The sequence below is a fragment of the Salinivibrio sp. SS2 genome, from assembly GCF_001722075.1.
Taxonomy (GTDB): Bacteria; Pseudomonadota; Gammaproteobacteria; order Enterobacterales; family Vibrionaceae; genus Salinivibrio; species Salinivibrio proteolyticus.
Genome location: NZ_MEBP01000086.1, coordinates 1 through 24,498 on the forward strand (window position 1 = coordinate 1; position 24,498 = coordinate 24,498).

Here is a 24,498-nt window from a genome sequence, read left to right on the forward strand (position 1 = left end):
CGGGGCAAGAAGAGGGGGTTGAAAAGGGGGGGAGAGAGGAGAGGAGAGGGGGCAGACAAGAGATGAGAGAGGAGAGCCAAAGGCGGGAGAAACAAACAACGGTTCAAGACAGCGATACTGTTCTATTTTGGGGGGCTTGATATGACTTTCCACCATGAACGATGAAGAGCCATAAATGAACAGTCTTCATCTTTTCTAGCTAGAGTTTTGGTGACAGTGCAAGAAGTGGTGTAATTATGAGAGTTGTTATTTTCTTAACATGTCTGTCCCAAGAAGTACTTCTCGAGAATAGTGAGTAGTGATGGCGTAGGAAGTCATAACAGGGACAGTCACTACAGAGTGCCTGTCCTGATAGGGGAAAAGGTTCGAACGTTGGAGAAAAACGACGAGGATAGTCATCAAGAGGTGACTGTCCTCGCTAGAAATCAATTATGGATGCGTAAAGGTGTCTGTCCTGGCAGGAAACTGTCCTCGCGAGAAATAACAAGTGCCTGTCCCTATAAGAAGAAGCTAAGCAGGGGCGCCGCTATGAAAGCGGAATTGGCTGTCGGGCGCTTGGATCAACTCGGCTTCGCGCTCGCCGATGGCTTGAATGCGGTCGCGAATGTCTCCGCCGGCGATGGTTTCTGCAAGCGTGAGGTAATCTTGATAATGGCGTGCTTCCGAGCGCAGTAGCGAGATGTAGAACTTTTGCAGTTCATCATCAAGATGTGGGGCGACTTTGGCAAAGCGCTCGCAGGAGCGTGCTTCAATGTAGGCACCAATAATCAGTTTGTCGACCAAGGTTGCCGGCTCGTGAGTGCGTGCCGCACGCATTAACCCTTTGGCGTAGCGACCTGCTTCTAACGGTTGATAAGGAATGCCGCGTGCGTCCATGATTTCAATCACTTGCTCAAAGTGATGAAACTCTTCTTTGATTAACCGGATCATTTTATCAATCAAGGCTTGGCCGTGGGCAAACCCCGCTTTAGGGGTTAAAGGCGCACTGAGACCGTTTTTGCGCGCGTGGAAGATCCCATCGCGAACGCCGCGATAGACAAAGTCTTCATAGGGTTTGGCCCATGCTAGCAGTTGCTCGCCACTCGCTGCGTCAACCGCATATTTACGGATCAACCACATCGCGGTTTGGCTGGCTTTTAATTCGCAGTTTGCGTGATCGCGTAAAAGAATCGATTGATTGTCAGGCTGAATGGCCGCGTCAATCCAACTGTCGGGGGTTTGACAGTGCAGAAAACCATGAATAGGGGTGAGTAGGGTATTAATTTCTTGGCGTAGCATGCCGGAAACACTCTCAGACTGACAACAATGGCTGGGCATTATAAACAGATGGGATGCGAGCGCAAAGAGCTGGCAGCGCAGGAGGCGCTGCCAGGTGGGCGAATTCGGCCTACTTGTTCGATGCCCAAGGGGAACGGTATTGAATACCGAACTTGTCTAAACGCGGTAACTGCGCTTTGAGTCTGGCCAGATAATCGAGCCAGTCACGGCGCTCACTGTGGCTCCAAGCCGCTTCTGCAATGGCGGTAAGTCTTGGAAATACCATGTAATCGAGCCTGTCCTGATTGGTGATCAGTTCACTCCAGAGTGCACATTGCACGCCTAGCATATGCTCACGGGCGGGGTCGTCACTGGCAAGACTTGCCAGCGGCTCATATTGGTAGGCTTTCTCTAATGGCGTGACGCCCGCCCAGTCGAGGCCAGGCTCGGTGGCAGCATAATCTTGCACCATATCGAGATAGGTCGCCTGACCGGGGGTTAAAATCACATCAAAGCCATGCTGCGCACAATGTAATGCGGCGTCTTCGCTTTGCCATGAATAGATCACGGTGTTTTTGCTGACTTTATCGCCGTGCTGCACTTCTTCCCAGCCAACCATACGTTTGCCCAAGGCGCGTAGCTTTTGCTCTGCGTAGGTCAGTATCTGCCCCTGTAGCGAAGCGGTCGTTTCTCCGTTCATGCGTCTGTCCCGATAAATTGGGCTATCGGTCCATACCCCGTCAGGGACTTCATCGGCACCAATATGGACCCATGAGGCAGGAAAAAGCTCGGCGACTTCACTTAATACCGTATCTAAAAATCTATACGTGCCATCGAGGGCTGGCGATAATACGTTATCGGTGTAGTGTTGTACGCTACGGTAAGTAGAGCGGTCGTCGGCATCGTGTAGCCAATCAGGCAGTGCTTTGATGGCTGCGCGACAGTGACCGGGAATATCAACTTCTGGAATGACGGTAATACCGCGGGCTGCGGCGTATTCAATCACGTCACGTACGTCTTCTTGGCGATAATAACCTTCGTGACGTTCTGCAATATGACTGAATTGCGGGGCAAGGCGGGTATTGGGGCCGCGTTGACTCCCATAGCGCGTCAATTCAGGCAGGGCTTTAATCTCCAGTCGCCAGCCTTCATCGTCGGTTAAATGCCAGTGAAAGGTATTGAACTTAAAATAGGCTAACTGGTTAATCAGTCGCTTTACCGTGTCCACCGAATGAAAATGGCGCGCGCAATCGAGCATCATCCCTCGGTAAGCAAAGCGTGGTGCATCGCTGATTTTGATTGCCGGTATTCGAAGCTGTGTGTTTTGCTCTTGGCAAAGTTGTAACAGCGATGCGCAGCCGTGAATAAACCCGCGCTCAGCACAGGCTTGGATGACCACGCCTTGGTCGGTGACGGTGAGCTGATAGGCCTCATCACGGTGTGCGATATCTCGAAGTGCCGAGTCGGGTAAAGGCCGTAAGATAATAGCATGATCGCCAGTGACTGCATCTTGGTGGCGCGGGTCGAGTGCAATATCAGCTTGCGGATACATGCGAACCCATTCGTTGCTTAGCCACTGCGCGGCGGGAAGGGCCTGTGAATCCACCGCGATTAACGGTGTTGTGGGTGAAAGCGTAAAGTATCCTGGCTGGTGGCGCACCGATTTGGGCACCGGAATAATGGCGTGCTCGGCGGGATGAACATCTGGAATCGTTGATCGTGTGGTATGAGTGTGTGCCAAGTTAATGGGAGTGAGCATCACTGAATATTGCTCGCCATTGGCATAGAGCAGTGCATCTTTAAAGCCCGCACAAAGAAACCGCAATGGCGGCGTGTGGGCATCAAACTCGATGTATAAGCTTTGATTGGCATCGAGAGTTTGATGTGCCGGTGTAATGACGCAATAGCTGCCAACTTGCTCAATACTGCCTTGTGACAGGGTATTGGGGTTGATGAAGCGATCAAACAGTACCGCAATGGACAGCGCTTCCAACGAACGGTCGGTGAGGTTATGTAAGGTTAACCCCATTCGGCTGCGCGGCGGGGTGTCATTGGGATACTCGTTGATCACACTAAGATCGAGGCGGTAAGTCATCACGCGTTCTCCTTGTTCGAGTGGCCGTTGCCAATCAGTGTTTGCGCACTGATGGCGAGCATAAACCAGCTTGCATGTGGCAACCACTGCTCGCCCCATCGCCAGTTTTGCGCCATATCATCGCAATTTGGCGCGGGGTTGAATGCAATCTGTGTTTCATCCTCCATTCCTGAAGTAATGCCATTGCAGATCCCCCCTTTGGCATTAAAAAAGCCCAAGTGCGGTAGGTAATCTGGGTTGTTGTGGCCATGTCCATCGAGCATACAGATGTCAAATGGGTTTAAACCGAGGATCCAATTAAGCGCCCGTTGGCTAAAGGTCTGGAGGGCAGTATTCAGCGTATCGTCATGAATATGGCGTGTGGCATGACACGCAAAAGTCGCCAGTGATCCCAAGCGTGCATTCTCGCCTTGCCACCAATAGCCGGTTTCATTGTGGTGAGGAATAAAATGACGCACCTGTTTGACGCCATCGACGGGTTTGACGTACTGACGCGGATACGCGAATGGATTATCAGCGGTTTGTGTTAGGTTGAGCTCAAACTGGCAGGCGCGTTCCAGGGCTGTTTGTGCAATAGCTTGATGGCTGGGGTCGGTTTCCACATCGAGGTAGCGAACTAATGCCAACCCGGGCAGACCCGCATCGGCGGCATGGTAAAACGGGCGACTCCCATCAGCATTTGCCGACCAATAATACTGACAGGTTTCATCACTGCACTGCCGTGCGACCAGCTTTTGCATCCAGCCTCGAGCCTCGCTCAAAAAGGGACAGTCACCGTTCGCACTAATGTGTCTGTCCCCAGAACCTAAAGGTGCCTGTCCCATTAAATAAGCGTGACTGTCCCCGGTAGATTGCTCCCCGGTAGACTGCCGAGTGGCGTGATGTAACTCGCATGCGGCGAGAAGAGCGCAGGTTTCGTCAATAATGTTTGGCTCACCGTCATCAAGATAACGGTGGTTATGTTCAACCAAATGCCAGTAGCCGCGAATGGCGGCGTCTAAATAGCGTGTTTGTTGGTCTGGCTCCGCGTAAAGCGGGGCTCGGCTTGCGGCGGCAAGGGCAGCAATCGCCATGCCGCCGCCTTGCCGAAAACCGGCTTGGTAAGCCTCACTCATCACGCCATCTTGCGTCGCGTAAGCGCAAAGGGTGCGGCGCTCCGGGTCTTTCGACCATTGATCAAACACCGTCATGTAAAAGAAGCCACTGGGGTGTTGCATACGGAGAAGAAAATCGGCGCCGTGTTTCGCTTCATCGGCTAAGCGCGTGTGCACAAACGCGGGCAGCGTGTCCGAGTTAAACTGGCTGGTAAGATCGGCCAGCCCCCAAGCCAACAGCGGGATTTGTTGCGGATTGAAGTAATTGGCATAGGAAAGGTGGCTCAGGTATTTGCTCACATCGCCAGAGGCATCGTACCAACCGCCGGACACATCCATGCGTTCATCAGAGCCAAATACCTTGGCGCGCTGATCCGCGTGCTCGTAGATACCGCTACACCGCTGCGATTTAAAGTAATGGAGCAGATCAGAGAACGTGGTGTGAAACAGACAATTATCCCTTATCTCAAACGGATGGGAATATACAGGTGTGTCTGTTAACAGCATGAGTTGATAGCGTCCGCGATGTGCAAAGGCAGAAAAATCGAGGGTATAAGCCGTGCCTATCTGCCAGTTGTTTAACTGTGTGCCTTGCTGTAATGCAAACTGCGCGACCACGTTATCGAGTGGTGCTGTGTCTGTCCCACCAACAAAAGTGTCTGTCCCGGTACTTTTTTTTGCATGTTCTGCGGCATCGTTAAAGTGTCTGTCCCCAGAAGGGGAGGCAGTTTTATCGGCAGTGTTAAATGTGCCTGTCCCCCTAAGAGGGGGCAGAGAAATCAGTGCCACGGGCGTGCCGGTGAGGCGGTCGCTGTCACTGACGATCACCGCGTATTTGTCACCGTGTAACGAGTAGCCAATGTGATTGGTCAGCACTTGCATGATGGTATCCTTATTGGTCGCTATTGCTCGTACAAATAGCAGCGCACATAGTGGTTGTCGGCGAGCTTGGTCACGCCGGGTAACTGCTCAGTGCATTTGGCCGTCGCATGTGGGCAGCGGCCAGCAAAAGGGCAGCCGACAGAATCCGGCGTCCACAGAGGAATTTCACCCTTGTTGCCCTTTAGTTTTTCGTGAATAGACTTGCTCGGGTCGGGTACGGCCGAGACCAACAGCTGGGTATAAGGGTGTTGGGGATGGTGAATAATCTCTTCGGTGTCTCCCCATTCGACCATATGGCCGACGTACATCACCGCCAAGTCTTCGGCAATGTAGCGCGCGGTGGCGATATCATGGGTGATGTAGAGCAGCGACATTTGCTTCTCCACTTTCATCTCTTCCATGAGGTTAAGCACACCGGCACGAATCGACACATCCAGCATCGAGGTCGGCTCGTCGGCGAGTACCACTTCCGCGCCCACGGCGATGTTTCGCGCTAGGTTTATCCTCTGACGTTGACCGCCCGACAGCTGATGGGGGAATTTCTCCGCCGTTTCTTTGGCCGGAGTCAGGCCCACTTGCTCGAGCAGCTCGAACACCCGCTCTTTCAACTGAGCTTTATCGCGCTTGGCGACTTTTTTGTGGATCAATAACGGGCGCGCAATATGGTGAAACACATTATGCGTGGGGTTGAGCGAGCCAAAAGGGTCTTGCCAGACCATTTGCAGGCCTTCGCGATAGCGCATCAGCTCATCACGTTTTTTAATGGTGGTAATATCGCGGCTCCGATATTCAATGCAGCCGTCGGTCGGGGCGTACATTTTTGCGATCATTTTCGCGGTGGTTGATTTGCCCGAGCCCGACTCACCCACCACGGCAAGTCCACGGCCTTTGTACATTTTGAACGAGACATCATTGATCGCTCGCATCATGGGTTGTTTAAGGGCATGACTGTTAATGGGAAAATCTTTCACCACGTTTTTCCCTTCAACCAGCAGTTCTCCAAAACCTGTACTCATCACTGACTTCCTCACATTGGCGCGTTATTAGAGTTTTTGTTGGGCGATGGGCTCGCCGTATAGATGGCAGTTGGAATACCGGCCCGGTTCGATTTGGCGCAGCGCCGTTTGCGTGGTTCGACACCGCTCATGCACCTGAGCACAGCGCGCTTGAAAGCGGCAGCCGGTTGGGATTTCGAGCAAGTTGAGCGGGTTGCCTGGGATCCCAGTGAGCTGGCGCTTAGGTCCGGTGAGTGAGGGGAATGAGCTGCCTAGTCCTTCGGTGTAAGGGTGGTAGGGATTGTTGAGCACCTGTTTGGACGGCGCGACCTCAATCAGCTCACCGGAATACATGATCCCAATCCGATCGGAAAACTCGACCATGAGCGATAAATCATGGGTGATAAACAGAATCGAAAAGCCAAACTCTTCTTTTAACGCGTAGATTTTTTGCAAGATCTCGCGTTGCACCACCACATCTAATGCCGTGGTGGGCTCATCCATGATGATCATTTTCGGGTTGAGGGCCAGTGCAATGGCAATTACCAAGCGTTGACGCATCCCGCCCGAAAACTGATGCGGATAATCGGTCAGACGGCTGGGATGAATATCGACAATTTCTAGCAAGCCTTGAGCCCGCTTCACCGCCTGTTTGCGGGTCAGGTTGGTGTGGCGCATCAGCACATCGCAAAACTGCTCTTCGAGCGTCAGCACTGGGTTGAGGGCATTCATGGCGCTTTGAAACACCATCGACATCTCGCGCCAGCGAAAGTCGCGCATCCGAGCGTCGCTGTAATCGAGGGTATTCTCGCCGTTAAAGATGACTTCGCCGCCGGTGATAAAGGCAGGTGGCTTATGCAGGCGCATCAGCGAAAAGGCAACGGTGGATTTACCGCACCCCGATTCGCCAGCCAGGCCGAATACTTCACCGGGGGCAATGTCAAAACTGACGTGATCGCAGGCTCGGACATCACCGGCATCGGTAATGTAGTCGACGCACAGGTCACGGATTGAGATAAGTGGGGTGCGACTCATGATTTATCTCCACTGATCAGCATGTGTTCGGCAACGGGATTCTCGTCGCGGGCTTTCTTTTCTTGTTGGCTGAGTTTTTTCCAGCGTTTCATCCCTTTTTGCGCACGTAATTGCGGGTTGGCAATTTCATCCACCGCGAAGTTGAGTAACGCAAGCCCCGTCACCAGTAAGGTCAGCGCAATACAAGGCGCGAGTAGCTCCCACCAAGCGCCAATCAGCATGGATGAGGAGGTTTGTACGTTGTAGAGCATGATCCCCCAGCTGATGGTGTTGGGATCGCCAAGGCCCAAGAAAGAGATAATCGACTCCATGGCAATGGCATACATCACCGAGCCAATAAAGCTAGCACCAACAATGGGCACGAGGTTAGGCAAGATCTCGACAAAGGTGATACGAAAGCGCGATTCACCCAGCACTTCGGCGGCTTTCACGAACTCTTTTTCGCGCAGGGCAAGGGTTTGTGAGCGAACCACCCGTGCTCCCCAAGCCCAGGAGGTACAGCCAATAATGATGGCGATCGTCAGCGGTCCGGCTTCGCCGATAAACGCGGCGAGCACGAACAAGAGCGGGTATTGCGGGATCACCAACATAATATTCATTGCGGCGGTGAGCACATCGTCAACCCAACCGCCTAAATAGCCGGCGGTAATGCCGATTAAGGTGGCGAGGACACACACGGTGATGCCAGCCCCAAAACCCACCGCCAACGAAACTCGGGCGCCATGTACCAACTGTGACCAGACATCGCGGCCCATACGGGTAGTGCCAAGGACATGGTCGGCCTTTTTCGACATCAGTAGGGTGCGACGATCATCCGCTAAGTGTGTGGCGACCCAGCCGTCTGGGTTGGCTTGCGCCGCTTTGACGATAAAGCTGGGGTATTCATGCGGGTTACCCGTGCGTTTGTCTGGCGCATGCTGGGTCAACAACGGCGCGAAGACCGCCATCAATATAAATAGGCCAACAATGATGGAACCGGCGCGGGCAATCTTATTGCGCACGATAAGCGTGAGGAGATCTTTCATATTATTTGCCTCCTTTGCGCAGGCGTGGGTCAAGGACCACGTACAGCATGTCAGCAATTAAGTTAAACGAGAGCATAAACAAGGTCATAATCAGTAGCTGGCCTTGTAGAACTTGATAGTCGCGCGCGTTGATCGCATTCAAAAGCACCGAGCCAAGACCGGGGTAGTTAAAAATGATTTCCACAATCAGTTGGCCCCCGATGGCAATACCCAGCGACATCGATAGCGCGGTGACACTGGGTAAGAGCGCGTTCCGCGCCGCATAGTTAAACACCACGCGGTTTTCGCTTAACCCTTTGCCGCGAGCCATGGTGATGTAGTCTTCCGCAAGCAGGTTAATCATGTTGTTACGCATGTTGACCAAAAAACCGCCTACTTGAATGATGGAGGCACAAAAAAGTGGGAGTACAGCGTGATAGGCCACATCCTTAATAAAGGTCCAGCTGGTCCAGTCTGGGGTCACGCCTGGCGTGTAGGCGTATCCGGTTGGAAACCATTTCAGCCCAATGGCGAAAATAAACAGCGCCAGCATCGCGATAACCACTTGAGGCACCGCTTGGATAATCAGCATGCCTGGGGTGATCACAGCATCGTATTTACCGCCGCGCTTCCAAGCGGCAAAAATGCCCAAAATCGAGCCCAGCGAGAACGACAGCAGCACCGCACTGCCGGCGAGAAACAGTGACCAGCCAAAGGCTTTGCCGAGGAGCTCGTTAACCGACAACGGATAAAATTGGATGGAAGTGCCTAAATCCCAGCTCAGCACGTTTTTCATGTAGGTGAAATACTGCATATAGAGGGGGCCATCGACAAAGCCCAGCAGTTGTTTCATTGCCTCAATTCGCTCTGGAGTGACTTGCACCGAGGCGTTGGCAAACATCATGGTGACAGGATCACCGGGCATGGCACGAGGAATAATAAAATTGAGTGTTGCTGCCACTAAAAGGGCAATCATGTAAAAAGTTAGCCGTCGGAAAAAATAACCCATAACCCACACCTTACACAGCGAAGTGGTGATGTTCGTGGCGTGAACACCGTGGAAAAGCGGGCGCGCAAGGCGCCCGATAGTGGTTACTGGACGGGCTTAAGGTCCAGCACGTGAAGAAGACGCTCAGGAATGCCGGCCCAGATAGAGGGGCGACCCTTCGGATTGTCTTCGTTCCACCAACCGGTGAAGCGGGTTGTGTTGTATTGATACATTTGTGCACCAGAAAGCACCGGAATGGTGACCTGATCCTTGGCGATAATCGCTTGGATTTGGTGGGCAATTTCCAGTTGCTCGGCTTTATCCGCGGTTTTGTAGAAGCTGTCTAACAGCTTGTCGAGCTCAGCATTTTGGTAATAATGCATCGCGAACCGCGGCATGCCATCCCCTTTCTGTAGGTTGGAGTTATACGCGCTATTCCAATAGGTGTAAGGGTCCGCACCGTGGAAGTAGTTGGTGTAGGCGACGTCGTAGTCGGCTTCAAGCATCGCTTGGTTATACACTGAGAAATCAGGCGTACGTGCCTTGGCTTTGATGCCGGCCTCGGCAAGTTGCTCAACCGCAAGCTGAACGGTGTTGTTGAAGTCGGTCCAGCCATTGGGAGATTGGATCTCGAGCTCAAACGACTTACCTGATGGCGTTTCCACAAAGCCATCGCCGTCTTGATCTTTAAAGCCGGCTTTCGCAAGCAGTGCTTTGGCGCCGTCTAGATCGTACGTATTGTATTGGCGATATTTTTCATGCACCGCTTCGTCGGACCAAGACTCAAAGGCATAACCTAAGCCAGACGCGAAGTCGTTTACCGTACCACCGCCATAAAATGCGATATCAATGATGGTTTGACGGTCCAGCGCCATCGAGAATGCACGACGGAAGTCGACATTGGTTAGCGCTTCACGCTTGGCAGGGTCTGGGTCATTAAAGTTGATCATAAAGGCTTGGGTGCCGGCGGCAGGATACCAATAGTGATGGTTTCGGTTGGCGGCTGCATAGGTGCGGTCAATGTCAGGAATAAACGAGGAGGTCCAGTCCATTTCGCCACTGATCACTTTACTTAAAAACTGGTCGTTATTGGCAATTTGCGGCACGCGCAGACAGTCAACATCGAGGTTGTCGTTGTCCCAATAATAGGGGTTACGACATTGAATATAGAGCTGTGATGTGAAGGTATCGATGGTGGTGAAGGGGCCAGAGCCTACTGGGTTCTCGTTGGTGTAAGATGCTGGGTCTTCGATGTTTTTCCATACGTGCTCGGGCACCACTGGCACTTTGACGATCTCATACGGCACATTGGAATTGGCCTCGGTGAGTTCAAAGCGGACGGTATAGTCGTCAACTTTTTTTACATCATCAATCCATTTATTAATCCCAGACTGATCGAGTTCAGGGTGGTTTTTGACCAAATCAAATGAATACACCACATCATCGGCGGTATAGGCCTCACCGTCTGACCATTTCACCCCTTCACGAAGAGTGAAGGTGACACTTTTCAGGTCATCCGCCATTTCATAGCCACTCGCGATACGAAAGACAGGCTGGTTGCCTTTCATTTCGTTAAACACCACTAAGGGCTCATAGACGAAATCAGTGGTTGTGTGCAGATAGGTGGCGCCAAGGAAAGGGTTAAAGTTACGGACAAAGGTATTGAATTCTTTCGGGTGGATAGTGAGCTCACTGCGCTCGGCGGCACTGACGCCAGCACTTGCGCTCAGCGCACCAATAATTGCAGAGGCAAGTAGGGTCTTGCTGGCAAATCTAATGTTACTCGAAAACATAGCCATTCCTTACTGTTGCTTTCAGTTCACGTGATGGATAGTGAGCTCGTTGCTTACAACCTTCGCGAGCTCAAGCTTGCCGATGCACCGGCATCTAGTTGTCTGTTGTCTGGTCATCGTATACATCAGCAATCGATAACACAGCGACCAGTGAACCTCTTCAAATAAGCATGCCGATAGAACGCCTCGCAACGCCATTAATCGTTAAAATCGTAAAAAACCACTTTCATGACGTTAAAACCGTTAAAATCGATCGGGATAAATTGAAGATGTATTCTGACTCGCTTTCTCTTCTGAGATAAAAACCAGAAACGGAACTAGATTATACCAATAAATATCAATGACTTATTTGTTACCTTCTCAAGGGCGACACATGTCACATGTTTCTTTGAGCTTATTTTTAATCAAGAATTTAATCTTGCCGTTTTGTTGTGATACCCCCCACAATCTTGGTTTTTAGCTCCAACTATCGCTCAGGCTTGGACTGATATCGGCATCAAAGCCCCCGTTTATTTGCGTGAATTATTATCTCGTAGGTTGGTGAATCCTTGTTGGGACAGGCACTTTAGATTTATGGGGACAGACACTTTTGTTGCTTTTGTTGGAGTGCTTAATGGGACAGGCACTTTAAATGAGTGCTTAATGGGACAGGCACTTTAAATGTATAGAGTCTGAATATTTAAAGTGTCTGTCCTGATTAATTGCTTATTGGGTAAGGAAAGAGAAAAGTGCCTGTCCTCAATAGGAGAGGCACGTTGGGGAGAAGGTGGTACAGGTTGCGTCAGTCTTCTAGCAACAGCTGACGCAGCTGTCGGTAGTAGGCCTCTAACTGAGTACGATCGGTATTGTGTTTGTCACAGTGGTCAAGGATGTAGCGAATAGAGCTGAGTACTGTGCGCCATCTCGGTGTTTTGGGTAAGGTTTCCAACAATAAGTATTTATCCAATGTGCGCGTTTGCAGGCTACTGCGGTCGAGGTATACCCGCCACAGTCCGCTTTGCTCGGCGAAGTCGAACTTACTCTTGCCTGTCGTTTTTTCCCAGTACTCAAGCCCAGCCACCATCGCATCGACAATGAGTTGTCGGCGCGCTTGCGCTTTATCCTCTTGCTGGCTCTGAGCTTGGCTCACTAAGGCTTCAAACTCACCGCCCATGGCTTTTAATTTATCCAGTTGGCGCGTATCACCACGGAACGCATAGCCAGACAAAGCCTCAATCGCACTTTCTAAACTTTGGATCCGTGCCAGCGAGACGGGTGTATCACTGTTCATCACATATAAGGTGGTGATTTCAGAAGCCGTCGGGAAACGCAAAATCATCCCTTCTAGGTCACGATGCTGGTCGCCGATATAGACAGTCAACTTACCTTGATAGCGTTCGAGCTGTTGACTCTCATCCGGTTCGTGGATCAGGGCATGACTATGCATACGTTTGAGATTGGCATCTTGCTGTTGAAATAACGTAGCGGCAGACGCATTGGCAAAGCGGATTTGACCATCGCTGCCTGCCCCGATAATCGCTTCAGGGGCGAGGGATAATTGTGAAATTAGCCATGACTGGGTTTCAAGTAGGCTCGCCTGTCGCTCAGCACTTTGCGCTAATGCGGCTTCCAATCGCTGATTTTCTTTCTGACGTCGTTCGGCATCACAGGCGGTAAGATGCGTGGCAATACGTGCGGCAAGTTCTTGCTTATTAAACGGTTTACTCAAGTAGTCATTGGCACCCACGTTAAAGCCATGAATGCGGTCATCGGGTTGATTAAGTGCCGTGAGCATAATGATGGGAAGCGCCCCATGATGATACTGCTGGCGTAATCGTTCACAAACTTCAAAGCCACTCATCCCGGGCATGAGTATATCGAGCAATACCAGCGCGGGACGTTCTTTTTCGACCTGTTGTAACGCGCTTTCGCCATCGCTAGCGGTAATAACCCGATAACCTTCCATTTGTAAAAAGCTGGTTAATACTTGCTGATTGGTGGGTTCGTCATCAACCACCAAGATCAGTAAGCCATCATCGCAAGTCACAGTGGCAGCGTGCTCCTTATTCTCGACGTCCTGTGGGGTAAGGGGTTGCCAGAGGGGAGAAGGCTGCTCGTCATGGGGTAAATGAACAACTGGTTCGTCAGGTGTTTGGGTCGCGGGTAAGGTAAAACTAAATGTGGTACCGATTTGTGGCTGACTGCTTACATAAAGCTGACCGCCCATAAGCTCAATTAGCTGACGTGTGATCGACAAGCCCAACCCGGCACCATGCTGATAGTGGTAGTGGTAGTGGTCACTGACCGCTTGAGTGAGTGGCTCAAAGATCACGTTCAGTTGCTCGGGCGGGATCCCTTGCCCGGTATCGACTAACTGAATGCGAACCCTGTCATCAATTTTTTCGGCACTCAATACTATCTTACCGGCATCGGTAAACTTAACTGCATTACCAATCAGGTTATACATCACTTGCTCAAGGCGCTGGGTATCGGCACAGACCCACAAAGAGGACGAGGGGAGCTGATTGATGATACGGATGGGCTTATCTTTTTTAAGATGTTCAGCCAAAGAAAGTACAAGACGCGCTAGGCTGGTGATATCGACCGCTTCGTTTTCAAGCGAGAGCTGGCCATAGCGCATTTTATGATAATCGAGCAGATCATCGACTAATTTCGCCAATCGTTGGCCGCTGTTAACAATGATCGAAAGCTGGTATTGGTGATCACGACTAATTGGACCATTCGCACCAGCGATCAAGGCGTCGGCAATCCCAATCATGCCATGCAAAGGCGTGCGTAATTCATGCGAGGTGGTAGCCAGAAATTCGTCTTTGAGCTTGTTAGCCAGCTGCAACTCTTGGTTTTGCTCTTGAATTGTGGCCAAACTTTGTTCAAGTGTTTGATTTTGCTGGTGGATAAGCTGAAGCTTTTCACGGATAGCGCGCCGCATACGAGAAAAGCTGACCGCCAACCGCCCAATTTCATCATGCCGACGCGTATGGTGAATTTTGGTATCCAGATCTCCCGCACTCACTTTCTCTGCGGCCCATGTCAGCTGCAACAAAGGACGAGTAATAAAATTCGACATACTGTTCGATGCGACCAACACGGCAAAGCCGGCCAACAGCATCGCTACGACGAACAGTTGTTCGAGTTGGCGAACTCTCGCAAATGCAATGTCGATAGGCACTTCGGCGACAAGCGCCCAATGCAAGCCATGGGTTGAGATAGGTGCAAAGGCCGCCAGCATGGTGTCGCCGGACGCATTGTCATAGCGTTCAACCCCTGTGTGATTATCCAGTGCCTTTTCAATCACTGCCAGACTGTTGGCAATCGTCTCTGGGTTAGATGAATGGCCACGTACTTGCAGATCGTCTCCGACTAACAAGGTTTGAATGTCGGATGAAGAGGAAGGGGTCATTAACGCGGTCAGCGCGTGATTGGGAAGCCGAAACAAGGCATAACTGTGCAGGTAGCCTTGCTGAATAATGGGGGCGCCGAGCCATGCATAGGCGTTGCCATCCGGATCTTGGGCAAAGTCTGACATTACGACATTAGGGTGAGGATCGCGCTTACCTTTCACCTGCCTATCTTGGCGCTTTAGTGCGGCAAAGGTGTGACCCAGCTCGGTATCTTGGTAAGGGCCCGTCAATAAGTTGGTCCCATAGTTCGAATGCTTTTTGACTGAATAGGTGACATTACCTTGTTTATCGACGAGTAGCAGATCGTCAAAGTCTGCACGTGCCAATAGTGCCAAATAGGCGCGATGATAACGTTTGTGCAGTAAGCGGTAGCGTTCTACACCGGGGTAGTTCGGCGAACCTTTGCTGACGGGCGTTTTTATCGCGTGACCTGAACCGGGATGGTAGCGAGTTTGTGCATACTGCCGGGCGGAATCCATGTCAGGACCTAGGCTACGGAAGGCGTTGACCAAACCATAAAAGTGGCCGCCACTGGCATAGGCGAGCTCTGATGCGACGAACCCTAACACTTCAGATTCTTTAGCATCAAAGTAATCACGCACTTGTTGTTGCTTGCTGTCGCGTATAGAAAGTAGGTGTGCGGTGCTTTGCTCTTGCAAATCCTTGCTGTGAGCATTAAGGAAAAAAAGTGCCACGAGAATCAGAGGCAATAAGCTCAGTAGGAGAAAAGCCAACATCAAGGTGTGATGAAGGCGCTTAAACGGGGGAGCGATAAACAGCTTTCTCATGATCAACAGCCTTGTCCTTAAAGCAGCTATTTAATGATTCTGTCTGCAACGCTAAACAGGCAGAAGGAATGCTACACAGTGACGTTACTTCCTTTTTTTGCTTTGACAAGCAAGTTGGTCGAGAAGCGTGTGGATCGGCGCATTTTTCTCACTTTTCCCCGATAGTTAATGGTTTTATTGAAAAAAAAGCCCCAGCGCTGCTGGGGCTTTCTCATCACGTTTAAGCGTTAGTATCGGTTTAATACTGAGGCTTGGTTGCCGGTGCTTGAGCCGCGGCTCGCGCTTCTGCGCCGCCAGCCGCTTTCGCGTTGGCATTGGGCACTTTAAAGGCGGCGATGCGCACTGGCGCATGATCAACCACTTGGTTTGGCGCAGGCGCTTTCATCATTGGTGATGTTGCGCGACGATAACGAATGGTTGATTGAGGCGCTGTGATAACCGCTTCACGCTCAATCACTTTCTCCGTCACCAAGGCCACATTTGGATCATGTTCTGGCGTGGTCGCTGGTGCCGGTGATGCGGCTACCGATGGCGTAGCCTCAACCACAGGGGTAGTTGGCACTGGCTCAACGACTGGCTTCTTCTCTGGCGTTGGCGTTGCGGCGACACTCGGTGTGCGCATCACAATCACTTTACCCATCGCCATTTCAGGGCGTGCAACACCGCTTGCAATCACAGATGCGGCTTGGCGTTTGTCTTGGCGACGACGGTCCTGTTTTACTTTGATAGGTTGCTCGGCCGACCAGACTTTACCCATCGCCATTTCTGGCGAGGACATGCCGGTGGTGAGTGGCATCGGGCTTTTCACCATTGGACGGCGACGACGACGTTGGCCGCTGGCACGCAGGTGACGAGGAGAACGACGATTGCGGCGCTTCTCTTCACGTGCAGGCTTGTCTTGCTGACTTTGGCCGTTGTCTGTTTGTTGCTGTTTGGCTTGCTGCGCCACATCGGCACCGACTTGTTGGAGATCTTTTCCTTTCGCCGGTTCTTGTGGTTGTGCAGATGCGGTTACAGCATCGGGCTGGTCTTTGTTGACACGCACGCTGCGGTTTAGCTTACGGCGTTGGCGACGTTGTTTCACCTTCTCCGTTTTTTCTGCCTTGTTATCCGCGTTATTGTCCGCTTTCTCAGGCTGTTTCTTCGCCGTTTCTACCTTGTCAGCTTGGGCTGACTTTGGTTTCTCGTTACGGTTTTTCTTGCCTTTACGGTTATTGTCGCGACGCTCATCTTGCGACTTGCTATTACGGCGCGGCTTGTTGTTATGGTTGCGATCTTGCGCGTTATCATCTTGCTCGTCTTTTTGCGGCGCGGCCTGATTTTGACGAGGCTTGTTACGTCCACCTTGATCGCGTTTGCTACGTTGTTGACGCGTCGACGAACCCGATTGACGGTTGCTCGATGGCGTGCTCGCTTGGCTTGGCGTTGCCTCAGACGTGTTATCACTTGCAAACAGGCCAAACAAGAACTTACCCAACTTGGCCAACAGGCTTGGCTGTTTAGGTGCTGTCTCGGTGGCGGGCTTTGCGGTTGGCGCTGGTGAGCTTGGCGCGGCAAATCCTTGTAAAACAGGTTCTTCACGCTTTTTCGCCGGACGCGCTTGTTGTGGTTCTTCGCGCGTTTCCGCTTCTTTTAGCGACTCAAGCTGGCTTGGCAGGTGGTACGACAAGCTTGCCATTTCTTCGCCGCCACGGATGCGCACCACATCGAAGTGTGGGGTTTGCAGATCCGCGTTTGGCACCACAACCACTTTGACATTGTGGTACTTCTCAATATGTTGTACCGACCGACGCTTTTCGTTAAGCAGGTAAGAGGCGACAGGCACAGGGACAATACCCAGAACTTGCGCTGTGTTTTCCTTCATGGCTTCTTCTTCCATGAGACGCAGAATCGACAAAGAAAGCGATTCGTTGTCACGGATAACACCCGTCCCTTTACAGCGTGGACAAATATGGTGGCTGGCTTCGGCGAGAGACGGGCTCAAGCGTTGGCGTGACATTTCCAATAGACCAAAGCGTGAGATACGGCCAATTTGTACCCGTGCACGGTCCATGCGAACCGAATCACGTAGTTTGTTCTCCACTTCACGTTGGTGGCGCACTGGCGTCATATCGATGAAATCGATAACCACCAAACCGCCCAAATCACGTAAGCGAAGCTGGCGAGCAATTTCTTCCGCGGCTTCTAGGTTGGTTTGTAGCGCTGTTTCTTCAATGTCACTGCCTTTGGTGGCTCGTGCCGAGTTGATGTCGATAGACGTCAAGGCTTCGGTCGGGTCAATGACAATAGAGCCGCCTGACGGGAGACGAACTTCGCGTTGGAAGGCCGACTCAATCTGGCTTTCAATTTGGTAGTGGCTGAACAGCGGCACTTCGCCTTCATAGAGTTTGATACGGCTGACAAAGTCTGGACGTATTAACTGGATGTGTTCTTGCGCACGTTTGAAGACTTTTTCGCTGTCGATCAAGATCTCACCAATATCGCGACGTAAGTAGTCACGAATCGCACGTGCAATCACGTTACTTTCTTGATGGATCAGGAAAGGGGCAGGGTTGGATGATGCCGCTTCTTTAACCGCTTGCCAGTGGTTGAGTAGCACTTTCAAGTCCCACTCTAACTCTTCGGCCGATTTACCGACACCAGCGGTACGTACAATCAGGCCCATACCTTGCGGTAATTCAAGACCTGACATGGCCTCTTTAAGCTGGTTACGTTCTTCGCCTTCGATACGACGCGAAATGCCACCGGCGCGCGGGTTATTTGGCATCAAGACCAAATAGCTACCTGCTAGAGAGACAAAGGTCGTCAGTGCTGCGCCTTTGTTACCGCGTTCTTCTTTGTCCACTTGGACAATCACTTCCTGACCTTCTTTCACCACATCTTTGATGTTAGGACGGCCTTGATAGGTATAACCGGAAGGGAAGTATTCGCGGGCGATTTCTTTTAGCGGGAGGAAACCGTGTCGTTCAGCGCCGTAATCAACAAATGCCGCTTCCAGGCTAGGTTCAATACGGGTGATACGTCCTTTGTAGATGTTAGCTTTTTTCGATTCATGGCCAGGGCTTTCGATATCAAGATCGTACAGCCGTTGACCGTCAACCAATGCGACGCGCAACTCTTCCTTTTGAGTTGCGTTAATCAACATTCTTTTCATCAGATTGTTCTCATTTATTTATCGTTGTTATTAGCGGTTGATGACGAGAGCAGTCGCCAATGTTGCCTGACCCCAAGTCTGATATGGTGCAGCCTCTCGGCTGGAGAAAATCAGGGGTGCGCTCGGGCAAATTTTTATCGGCCAGCTGCGACGGTTATTGTGGCTCACCGGATTATGCAGTTGGCGTCCGCCGTGTTTAAACTCATGGCGGATATCTCTGACACTGGCAAACAGCCATCGTGTCAACACACTAACGGGTGCTTTTGGCTTACGTCTTACGCCGAGTGCTGCGTAAAGCACGAAAAGCATTCGAAATTATGGATATTTTAACAGGCAAGCCCGTTATGTCGCCGAAAAGTGATTCCCTTTTCTGACTAACGCCGCAACTATAGCAGCCAGACCAGAGTCCAGCAATCGGCTTTCGCTGCTTGTGTCGGGTTGGTAGAAAAAGCGGACGAATGTGCGCGTTTTTTGCACGATTATCTTTGCTGCCATGTATTCAGCGGCGTTGAAGGCGGGGTTTAGATAGGTGCATGTCCCGTCGCTTAGAGGTACAATCACTCGCTATGACAGAACAAAAATCAAAAGTGCGATTTATCGAAATTGACGATGACATCGCCGGCCAACGTATCGACAATTTTCTGCGAAATCAGCTGAAAAATGTCCCAAAAAGTATGATTTATCGCGTTCTTCGTAAAGGAGAGGTGCGAGTTAACAAAAAACGAATAAAACCAGAATATAAGCTTCAAGCGGGCGATCTGATCCGCGTGCCGCCTATTCGGCTTCCTGAGCGCGATGAGCAAGTGGCGCCAAGTACAAAGCTAGACAAAGTGGCAGAGTTAGAAAACTGCATTCTTTATGAAGACGAACATCTATTGGTGTTGAATAAGCCATCGGGCACTGCGGTGCACGGCGGAAGTGGGCTACAGTTTGGCGCTATCGAAGCCATGCGTGCGTTACGCCCTAAAGCGCGTTTTTTAGAGTTGGTGCATCGTATTGACCGTGATACATCTGGGATCTTGCTGATTGCGAAAAAACGCTCGGCATTGCGCCATCTCCAAGCACAATTTCGTGAAAAGACAGTGCGGAAAGATTACTACGCGCTCGTGATGGGGGAGTGGCCTGCGAAACAGCGTAAAGTCACGGCACCTCTATTAAAAAATGAAGTAAATAGCATTGTGCGTGTGAACCCCAATGGTAAGCCATCGGAAACCCGCTTTAAGGTGATCGAGCGTTTTGCGGAGGCAACACTGGTGCAGGCTAGCCCAGTGACGGGACGAACGCACCAGATTCGCGTGCATGCGCAGTACATGGGTCATCCACTCGCGTGGGATGATCGCTATGGTGATCCGCGCTTTGATGCTTACACCAAACAAGTCGGGCTTAATCGACTCTTCCTGCATGCGGCGAAAATTCGCTTTGTGCATCCGGGCCGTGAAGAGACCATGGATCTCGACGCGCCGATGGAAGCAAAGTTACAACGTGCGCTTGAGGGGTTGCGGAAGAAAACCGGTAAATAAGCGCAACCGGACGGTCCCTATCAGACAATTTCCGATAATAAGTAGTGGAATAGTGAGGCATGCATGAGTGAAAGCGGACAAGTGATAGTGCAAGAGATGACGGCGATGAGTGAGGGTGAGCAATCACTCTCGGTGCATCCGTTACTTAGACCCTATTCGCTGCTTATCTTTGATTGGGATGGCACCGTCATGGACTCTATCGGACGGATTGTCTCGAGCTTAGAGGCCGCGGCTGCGCTCACCGGTCATCTACCCACGCTTGCGCCGGAACAACTCAAACAAATGATTGGGTTGAGTTTAGAGAAGGGCTATTCGTTGTTGTATCCAGACGCGGATCCTAAATGGTATCCGCACTGGACTGCACATTACCGTCAACAGTTTGTGCATGATAACCCAACCCCGTGCCAGCTTTATTCTGGGGTGAAGGCCACACTCAGAGCATTAAAGGCAAACGGATTCAAACTCGCCGTGGCCACTGGAAAATCACGTGCTGGGCTTGACCGAGCGTTAGCCGAAACAGGAACGGCTGACCTGTTTGAAGTGACACGCTGTGCCGATGAAACAGCCTCTAAGCCTGATCCGCAGATGATCGAAGAAATATTGACGCAAACAGGTGTCAGCGCAGCGCAGGCGTTAATGGTGGGTGATACACATCATGATATGCAACTGGCAGCGAATGCGATGGTCGACCGTCTTGGTGTGACATGGGGAGTGCACGACCGAAACACCTTGCAGGCTTACGCGCCGATTGTTGTGGTTGACTCACTGAATAGCCTTATCCTATGAGTCACCGGTAAAACGGCGATCTTTCACACCATACGCCGGCGCACAGCTTACAAGGGACACCGTACCAAGCGACAGGTTTTGCGGGGGCATGCGATGGCGCCTTAGACACTTATTTGGGCAAGGCGCCACTTTTCTGCAGGGTTAAATAACCGAGACGCCTTCTTTTTCGAGCATTTCGCGCACGCGGATCAGTGGCAGTCCAATTAAGGTATTGGGGTCGCGGCCGTGCATGGCATTAAACAACGCGATGCCCAACCCTTCGCATTTGAAACTACCGGCGCAATCTAACGGCAATTCTTTATCGATATAACGTGTGATCTCGGCTTCGCTGAGATCACGAAAGTCGACATGAAAGGGCTCGACATCGGATTGATGGTGGCCCGTTTTACTGTTAATGACCGCAACACCAGTGTAAAAAGTGACTTGCTTGCCACTGGCTCGCAGCAATTGCTCAATGGCCTTTTCACGTGTGCCGGGTTTACCGAGCACCTCTTCATCAATCACACAGACTTGATCAGAGCCAATGATCAACGCGTCACCATACAAAGGCATACCCGCCATGGCTTTCTCTAATGCGAGACGTTCGACCAAGTCAGTCGGGCGCTCATTTTCTTGCCGGCTCTCATCAATGGCGGGTGAAAATGCGGTAAAGGGTAGGGCGAGTTTCTTAAATACCGCTTGTCGATAAGGGGAACTGGATGCCAACACGATTTTAGGTTGCATGACATGTCCTTTAATGTGTGTGAGTCTTAATGCGCACAAAAAGCTTGGTTTATCTTCATGTTTCAGTCTAACCTGAAAGTCGTCAACGTGCGATGTGCATGATGCAGTATGGTCGGATCTCGGCCAGAACCAAGGCGTTGATGGGAAGACGGTGAGAGGAAAGCCTTCTTACTATCGTGATTCGTTGTGTCTTTTGCCAAGAAGACAATAAAGGGCCTGAGCACAGGCAACATTTTCTTTGACTCCAGCGCATTTGGAGGCTAATATTCGCGCCCTATGCAGAAGGTAAAGCTACCGCTGACGGTTGATCCATTCCGCAGTGCACAAAAGCGGCTTGACTACGATGGCATCGTAGATAAATCGCGTTTGGCGCGCCTCGGTGAGGCAGCCCAAAGCATTGATAGTGATGCTGAGGTCACGCTTTCTTTCGACATTGATGCCCAAGGGTTAAAAACCGTGTCTGGCCATGCGGCCGTCACAGTAAGCCTTGAGTGTCAGCGTTGTTGGGAATCGTTCTCCTATCGCTATGAAACTGAATTCGTTTATAGCCCGGTTTTCAATGAAGACCAGGTTGGCAACTTACCGGATGCTTATGAGCCGGCATTAGTCGACGAAAACGGTGAGATTGATCTGATTCAGCTCGTCGAAGACGAGTTGATTGTGGCCTTGCCACAGGTCGCCATGCACGAAGACACTGACTGTAAAGTGAGTGCTGACAACATGGTGTATGGGGAAATCCCACTTGCTGATGAGCGTCCAAATCCGTTTGCCGTACTAAAAAACTTAAAGCAAAGTAACGAGGAGTAGGGTCAATGGCCGTACAAAAGAACCGTAAAACCCGTTCTAAGCGTGGTATGCGTCGTTCACACGATGCACTGGGTACTCAAGCAGTATCAGTAGACAAATCTAGTGGTGAAACTCACCTGCGTCACAACGTGACTGCTGATGGTTTCTACCGTGGCCGCAAGGTTATCAACAAGTAAGGTTGAACCTTGACTGGGCTAACCATTGCACTTGATGCGATGGGTGGGGATTTCGGTCCCCAAGTGACAGTGCCTGCCTCCGTGCAGGCATTGTCTCGTTTTGCGGACCTAAATGTGATTTTAGTGGGCGACCACGCACAAATTGTCGCACAGCTCACTCGATGCGACGCACAAAATCACTCCCGACTTTCCATCGTTCATGCCCCAGACGTGATCCCTAACGACATGCGCCCGTCAACGGCGTTACGCCGTAGCACTGGCACATCCATGCGTATCGCGCTAGATAAAGTGGCGCATGGCGAGGCAGATGCTTGCGTCAGTGCCGGAAACACCGGCGCACTGATGGCACTTTCCAAACACCTTCTAAAATTGCTTCCCGGCGTTGACCGCCCCGCGCTTGTGACCGCGTTACCCGGCGCAAACCAACAACGTAAATGGTTGTTAGATCTCGGCGCGAATGTGTCTTGTGATGCAGATACACTGTTTCAGTTTGCGGTCATGGGCGCTGTGTTGGCCCAAGCAGAGCTTGGGCGTATGCCACGTATTGGCTTATTAAATATCGGTGAAGAAGAGATCAAGGGAAACGACTTGGTAAAGCGATGTGCCGATATGTTGCAATCTTGCCAAGCAGTGAACTACACCGGCTATATAGAAGGGGATCAAATATACACGGGCCAAACTGATGTCATTGTTTGTGATGGCTTTGTCGGTAATGTCGCGCTTAAAACCAGTGAAGGCGTCGCCAGCTTGGTGATTAACCAAGTAAAAACACATCTCAATCAGCATCCCATCAAGCGCTGGATCGCGAAATGGCTATTTTCTGATCTTTTTAATCAACTAAAACAGCTGAAACCCGACCAGTACAACGGCGCAAGTTTGCTAGGATTGCGCGGCATCGTTGTCAAAAGCCACGGACGCGCTGATATCGCCGCTTACGAAAATGCTATTTGTGAAGCGGTGCACGAGGTCGAACGGCAGATACCAACCAAGATAAGTGACCGTTTAGAGGCAGTTCTTCTCGAGAGGCATTAGTAGTCTTCATGTATAGTAAGATTTTGGGCACAGGCAGCTACTTGCCTGAACAGGTTCGCACCAATGCTGACCTTGAACAGATGGTAGAAACCAGTGATGAGTGGATTGTCACTCGCACCGGTATTAAAGAACGTCGTATTGCTGCGCCAACAGATACTGTTGCCTCAATGGCTTATCAAGCTGCTGTGCAAGCAATTGACATGGCTGCCATCGATAAACATGACATCGATCTGATTATTGTAGCGACCACCAGTGGTGAACGCGCTTTCCCAGCGGCGGCCTGTGATGTGCAAGCCATGCTCGGAATTCAAGGCTGCCCGGCGTTTGATATTGCCGCAGCCTGCTCTGGCTTTGTGTATGCGCTGAGTGTCGCTGACCAATATGTCAAAAATGGGCTAGCTAAAAATGCCTTAGTGGTGGGGTCTGATCGCCTTTCACACACCTGTGATCCTGATGATCGTTCAACCATCATCTTATTTGGTGATGGTGCTGGTGCCGTGGTGCTTTCTGCCGATGAAAATGATGGCATCTTGTCCACTCACCTCAAAGCCGACGGTAAATTTGGTGAGTTATTGAAACTTAAATACCCTGAGCGTGGTCAGTCCTTACCAGCCGATGAGGCTTGGCTGTACATGGCCGGCAATGAGGTATTTAAAGTCGCGGTGACCCAGTTGGCGAATATCGTGACCGAAACACTTGCCGCCAACCAACTAGAAAAATCAGACATTGATTGGTTGGTGCCGCATCAGGCTAATTACCGGATTATTAAAGCGACAGCGAAGAAGCTGTCGATGTCGATGGATCAAGTGGTATTGACGTTAGACCGCCACGGTAATACGTCGGCAGCATCCGTACCGACCGCACTCGATGAAGCCGTACGGGATGGGCGTATTCAACGCGGACAAACCGTGTTACTCGAAGCCTTTGGCGGTGGTTTTGCGTGGGGTTCCGCGCTGGTAAGGTTTTAA

General features: G+C 51.2%; 17 protein-coding genes. 6 read left to right on the plus strand and 11 right to left on the minus strand.

What is annotated here, in order from left to right; all coding sequences use genetic code 11:
- Nucleotides 1-510: 510 nt before the first annotated feature.
- The 10 genes from miaE to rne form a co-directional block, all read right to left on the minus strand.
- Nucleotides 511-1,278, minus strand: a complete 768-nt coding sequence (gene miaE, locus BGK46_RS10210; RefSeq protein WP_069589082.1) for a tRNA isopentenyl-2-thiomethyl-A-37 hydroxylase MiaE — start codon at nucleotides 1,276-1,278, stop codon at nucleotides 511-513.
- A gap of 109 nt (nucleotides 1,279-1,387) precedes the next feature.
- A complete protein-coding gene (locus tag BGK46_RS10215; protein ID WP_069589084.1) occupies nucleotides 1,388-3,352 on the minus strand; it encodes a beta-N-acetylhexosaminidase in 1,965 nt (654 codons plus the stop codon).
- On the minus strand, nucleotides 3,352-5,328 hold the full coding sequence (locus BGK46_RS10220) for a glycoside hydrolase family 9 protein (protein ID WP_069589086.1): 1,977 nt from the start codon (nucleotides 5,326-5,328) through the stop codon (nucleotides 3,352-3,354). The genes BGK46_RS10215 and BGK46_RS10220 overlap by 1 nt, the downstream gene beginning before the upstream one ends.
- Nucleotides 5,329-5,348: 20 nt before the next feature.
- Nucleotides 5,349-6,344, minus strand: a complete 996-nt coding sequence (locus BGK46_RS10225) for an ABC transporter ATP-binding protein (protein ID WP_069589087.1) — start codon at nucleotides 6,342-6,344, stop codon at nucleotides 5,349-5,351.
- 27 nt (nucleotides 6,345-6,371) lie between these two features.
- Nucleotides 6,372-7,358, minus strand: coding sequence for an ABC transporter ATP-binding protein (locus BGK46_RS10230; protein WP_069589089.1), 987 nt, complete (start codon nucleotides 7,356-7,358; stop codon nucleotides 6,372-6,374).
- Nucleotides 7,355-8,383 carry an ABC transporter permease gene (locus BGK46_RS10235; protein WP_046075427.1) on the minus strand — a complete coding sequence of 343 codons (1,029 nt, stop codon included), beginning with the start codon at nucleotides 8,381-8,383 and terminating at the stop codon, nucleotides 7,355-7,357. The genes BGK46_RS10230 and BGK46_RS10235 overlap by 4 nt, the downstream gene beginning before the upstream one ends.
- 1 nt (nucleotide 8,384) lies before the next feature.
- Nucleotides 8,385-9,371 (minus strand): ABC transporter permease, encoded by a 987-nt coding sequence (locus tag BGK46_RS10240; protein ID WP_046075428.1) that lies wholly within the window; start codon nucleotides 9,369-9,371, stop codon nucleotides 8,385-8,387.
- Nucleotides 9,372-9,454: 83 nt separating this feature from the next.
- Entirely contained in the window at nucleotides 9,455-11,143 is a 1,689-nt protein-coding gene (locus BGK46_RS10245; RefSeq protein WP_069589091.1) for an ABC transporter substrate-binding protein, read from the minus strand.
- Between the two features lie 781 nt (nucleotides 11,144-11,924).
- On the minus strand, nucleotides 11,925-15,332 hold the full coding sequence (locus BGK46_RS10250) for a response regulator (protein WP_069589092.1): 3,408 nt from the start codon (nucleotides 15,330-15,332) through the stop codon (nucleotides 11,925-11,927).
- 238 nt (nucleotides 15,333-15,570) lie between these two features.
- Nucleotides 15,571-18,486, minus strand: a complete 2,916-nt coding sequence (gene rne, locus BGK46_RS10255) for a ribonuclease E (protein ID WP_175418651.1) — start codon at nucleotides 18,484-18,486, stop codon at nucleotides 15,571-15,573.
- A gap of 566 nt (nucleotides 18,487-19,052) precedes the next feature.
- On the opposite strand from rne, the gene rluC reads away from it, so the two are divergent.
- Nucleotides 19,053-20,006, plus strand: coding sequence for a 23S rRNA pseudouridine(955/2504/2580) synthase RluC (rluC, locus tag BGK46_RS10260; protein ID WP_069589136.1), 954 nt, complete (start codon nucleotides 19,053-19,055; stop codon nucleotides 20,004-20,006).
- 63 nt (nucleotides 20,007-20,069) lie between these two features.
- Nucleotides 20,070-20,792, plus strand: coding sequence for an HAD-IA family hydrolase (locus BGK46_RS10265; protein ID WP_254659683.1), 723 nt, complete (start codon nucleotides 20,070-20,072; stop codon nucleotides 20,790-20,792).
- Between the two features lie 141 nt (nucleotides 20,793-20,933).
- On the opposite strand, the gene BGK46_RS10270 is transcribed toward BGK46_RS10265, so the two are convergent.
- Nucleotides 20,934-21,515 carry a Maf family protein gene (locus BGK46_RS10270; RefSeq protein WP_069589093.1) on the minus strand — a complete coding sequence of 194 codons (582 nt, stop codon included), beginning with the start codon at nucleotides 21,513-21,515 and terminating at the stop codon, nucleotides 20,934-20,936.
- Between the two features lie 276 nt (nucleotides 21,516-21,791).
- Between BGK46_RS10270 and yceD the strand changes: the two genes are divergently transcribed.
- The 4 genes from yceD to BGK46_RS10290 are packed head-to-tail and all read left to right on the plus strand — an operon-like array spanning nucleotide 21,792 to nucleotide 24,498.
- On the plus strand, nucleotides 21,792-22,322 hold the full coding sequence (gene yceD, locus BGK46_RS10275; RefSeq protein ID WP_069589094.1) for a 23S rRNA accumulation protein YceD: 531 nt from the start codon (nucleotides 21,792-21,794) through the stop codon (nucleotides 22,320-22,322).
- A 5-nt stretch (nucleotides 22,323-22,327) separates the two neighbouring features.
- A complete protein-coding gene (rpmF, locus tag BGK46_RS10280) occupies nucleotides 22,328-22,498 on the plus strand; it encodes a 50S ribosomal protein L32 (protein ID WP_069589095.1) in 171 nt (56 codons plus the stop codon).
- 9 nt (nucleotides 22,499-22,507) lie between these two features.
- Nucleotides 22,508-23,530 carry a phosphate acyltransferase PlsX gene (plsX, locus tag BGK46_RS10285; RefSeq protein ID WP_069589097.1) on the plus strand — a complete coding sequence of 341 codons (1,023 nt, stop codon included), beginning with the start codon at nucleotides 22,508-22,510 and terminating at the stop codon, nucleotides 23,528-23,530.
- An 8-nt stretch (nucleotides 23,531-23,538) separates the two neighbouring features.
- On the plus strand, nucleotides 23,539-24,498 hold the full coding sequence (locus BGK46_RS10290; RefSeq protein WP_069589098.1) for a beta-ketoacyl-ACP synthase III: 960 nt from the start codon (nucleotides 23,539-23,541) through the stop codon (nucleotides 24,496-24,498).

Bases quoted from the DNA above. Each gene is read 5' to 3' on its own strand.
- BGK46_RS10245 (WP_069589091.1), bottom strand. From the start codon at position 11,143: ATGTTTTCGAGTAACATTAGATTTGCCAGCAAGACCCTACTTGCCTCT.
- BGK46_RS10265 (WP_254659683.1), top strand. From the start codon at position 20,070: ATGAGTGAAAGCGGACAAGTGATAGTGCAAGAGATGACGGCGATGAGT.
- BGK46_RS10270 (WP_069589093.1), bottom strand. From the start codon at position 21,515: ATGCAACCTAAAATCGTGTTGGCATCCAGTTCCCCTTATCGACAAGCG.
- BGK46_RS10235 (WP_046075427.1), bottom strand. From the start codon at position 8,383: ATGAAAGATCTCCTCACGCTTATCGTGCGCAATAAGATTGCCCGCGCC.
- rne (WP_175418651.1), bottom strand. From the start codon at position 18,486: ATGAAAAGAATGTTGATTAACGCAACTCAAAAGGAAGAGTTGCGCGTC.
- BGK46_RS10225 (WP_069589087.1), bottom strand. From the start codon at position 6,344: ATGAGTACAGGTTTTGGAGAACTGCTGGTTGAAGGGAAAAACGTGGTG.
- BGK46_RS10290 (WP_069589098.1), top strand. From the start codon at position 23,539: ATGTATAGTAAGATTTTGGGCACAGGCAGCTACTTGCCTGAACAGGTT.
- BGK46_RS10240 (WP_046075428.1), bottom strand. From the start codon at position 9,371: ATGGGTTATTTTTTCCGACGGCTAACTTTTTACATGATTGCCCTTTTA.
- yceD (WP_069589094.1), top strand. From the start codon at position 21,792: ATGCAGAAGGTAAAGCTACCGCTGACGGTTGATCCATTCCGCAGTGCA.
- BGK46_RS10220 (WP_069589086.1), bottom strand. From the start codon at position 5,328: ATGCAAGTGCTGACCAATCACATTGGCTACTCGTTACACGGTGACAAA.
- BGK46_RS10215 (WP_069589084.1), bottom strand. From the start codon at position 3,352: ATGACTTACCGCCTCGATCTTAGTGTGATCAACGAGTATCCCAATGAC.
- rpmF (WP_069589095.1), top strand. From the start codon at position 22,328: ATGGCCGTACAAAAGAACCGTAAAACCCGTTCTAAGCGTGGTATGCGT.
- BGK46_RS10230 (WP_069589089.1), bottom strand. From the start codon at position 7,358: ATGAGTCGCACCCCACTTATCTCAATCCGTGACCTGTGCGTCGACTAC.
- rluC (WP_069589136.1), top strand. From the start codon at position 19,053: ATGACAGAACAAAAATCAAAAGTGCGATTTATCGAAATTGACGATGAC.
- BGK46_RS10250 (WP_069589092.1), bottom strand. From the start codon at position 15,332: ATGAGAAAGCTGTTTATCGCTCCCCCGTTTAAGCGCCTTCATCACACC.
- miaE (WP_069589082.1), bottom strand. From the start codon at position 1,278: ATGCTACGCCAAGAAATTAATACCCTACTCACCCCTATTCATGGTTTT.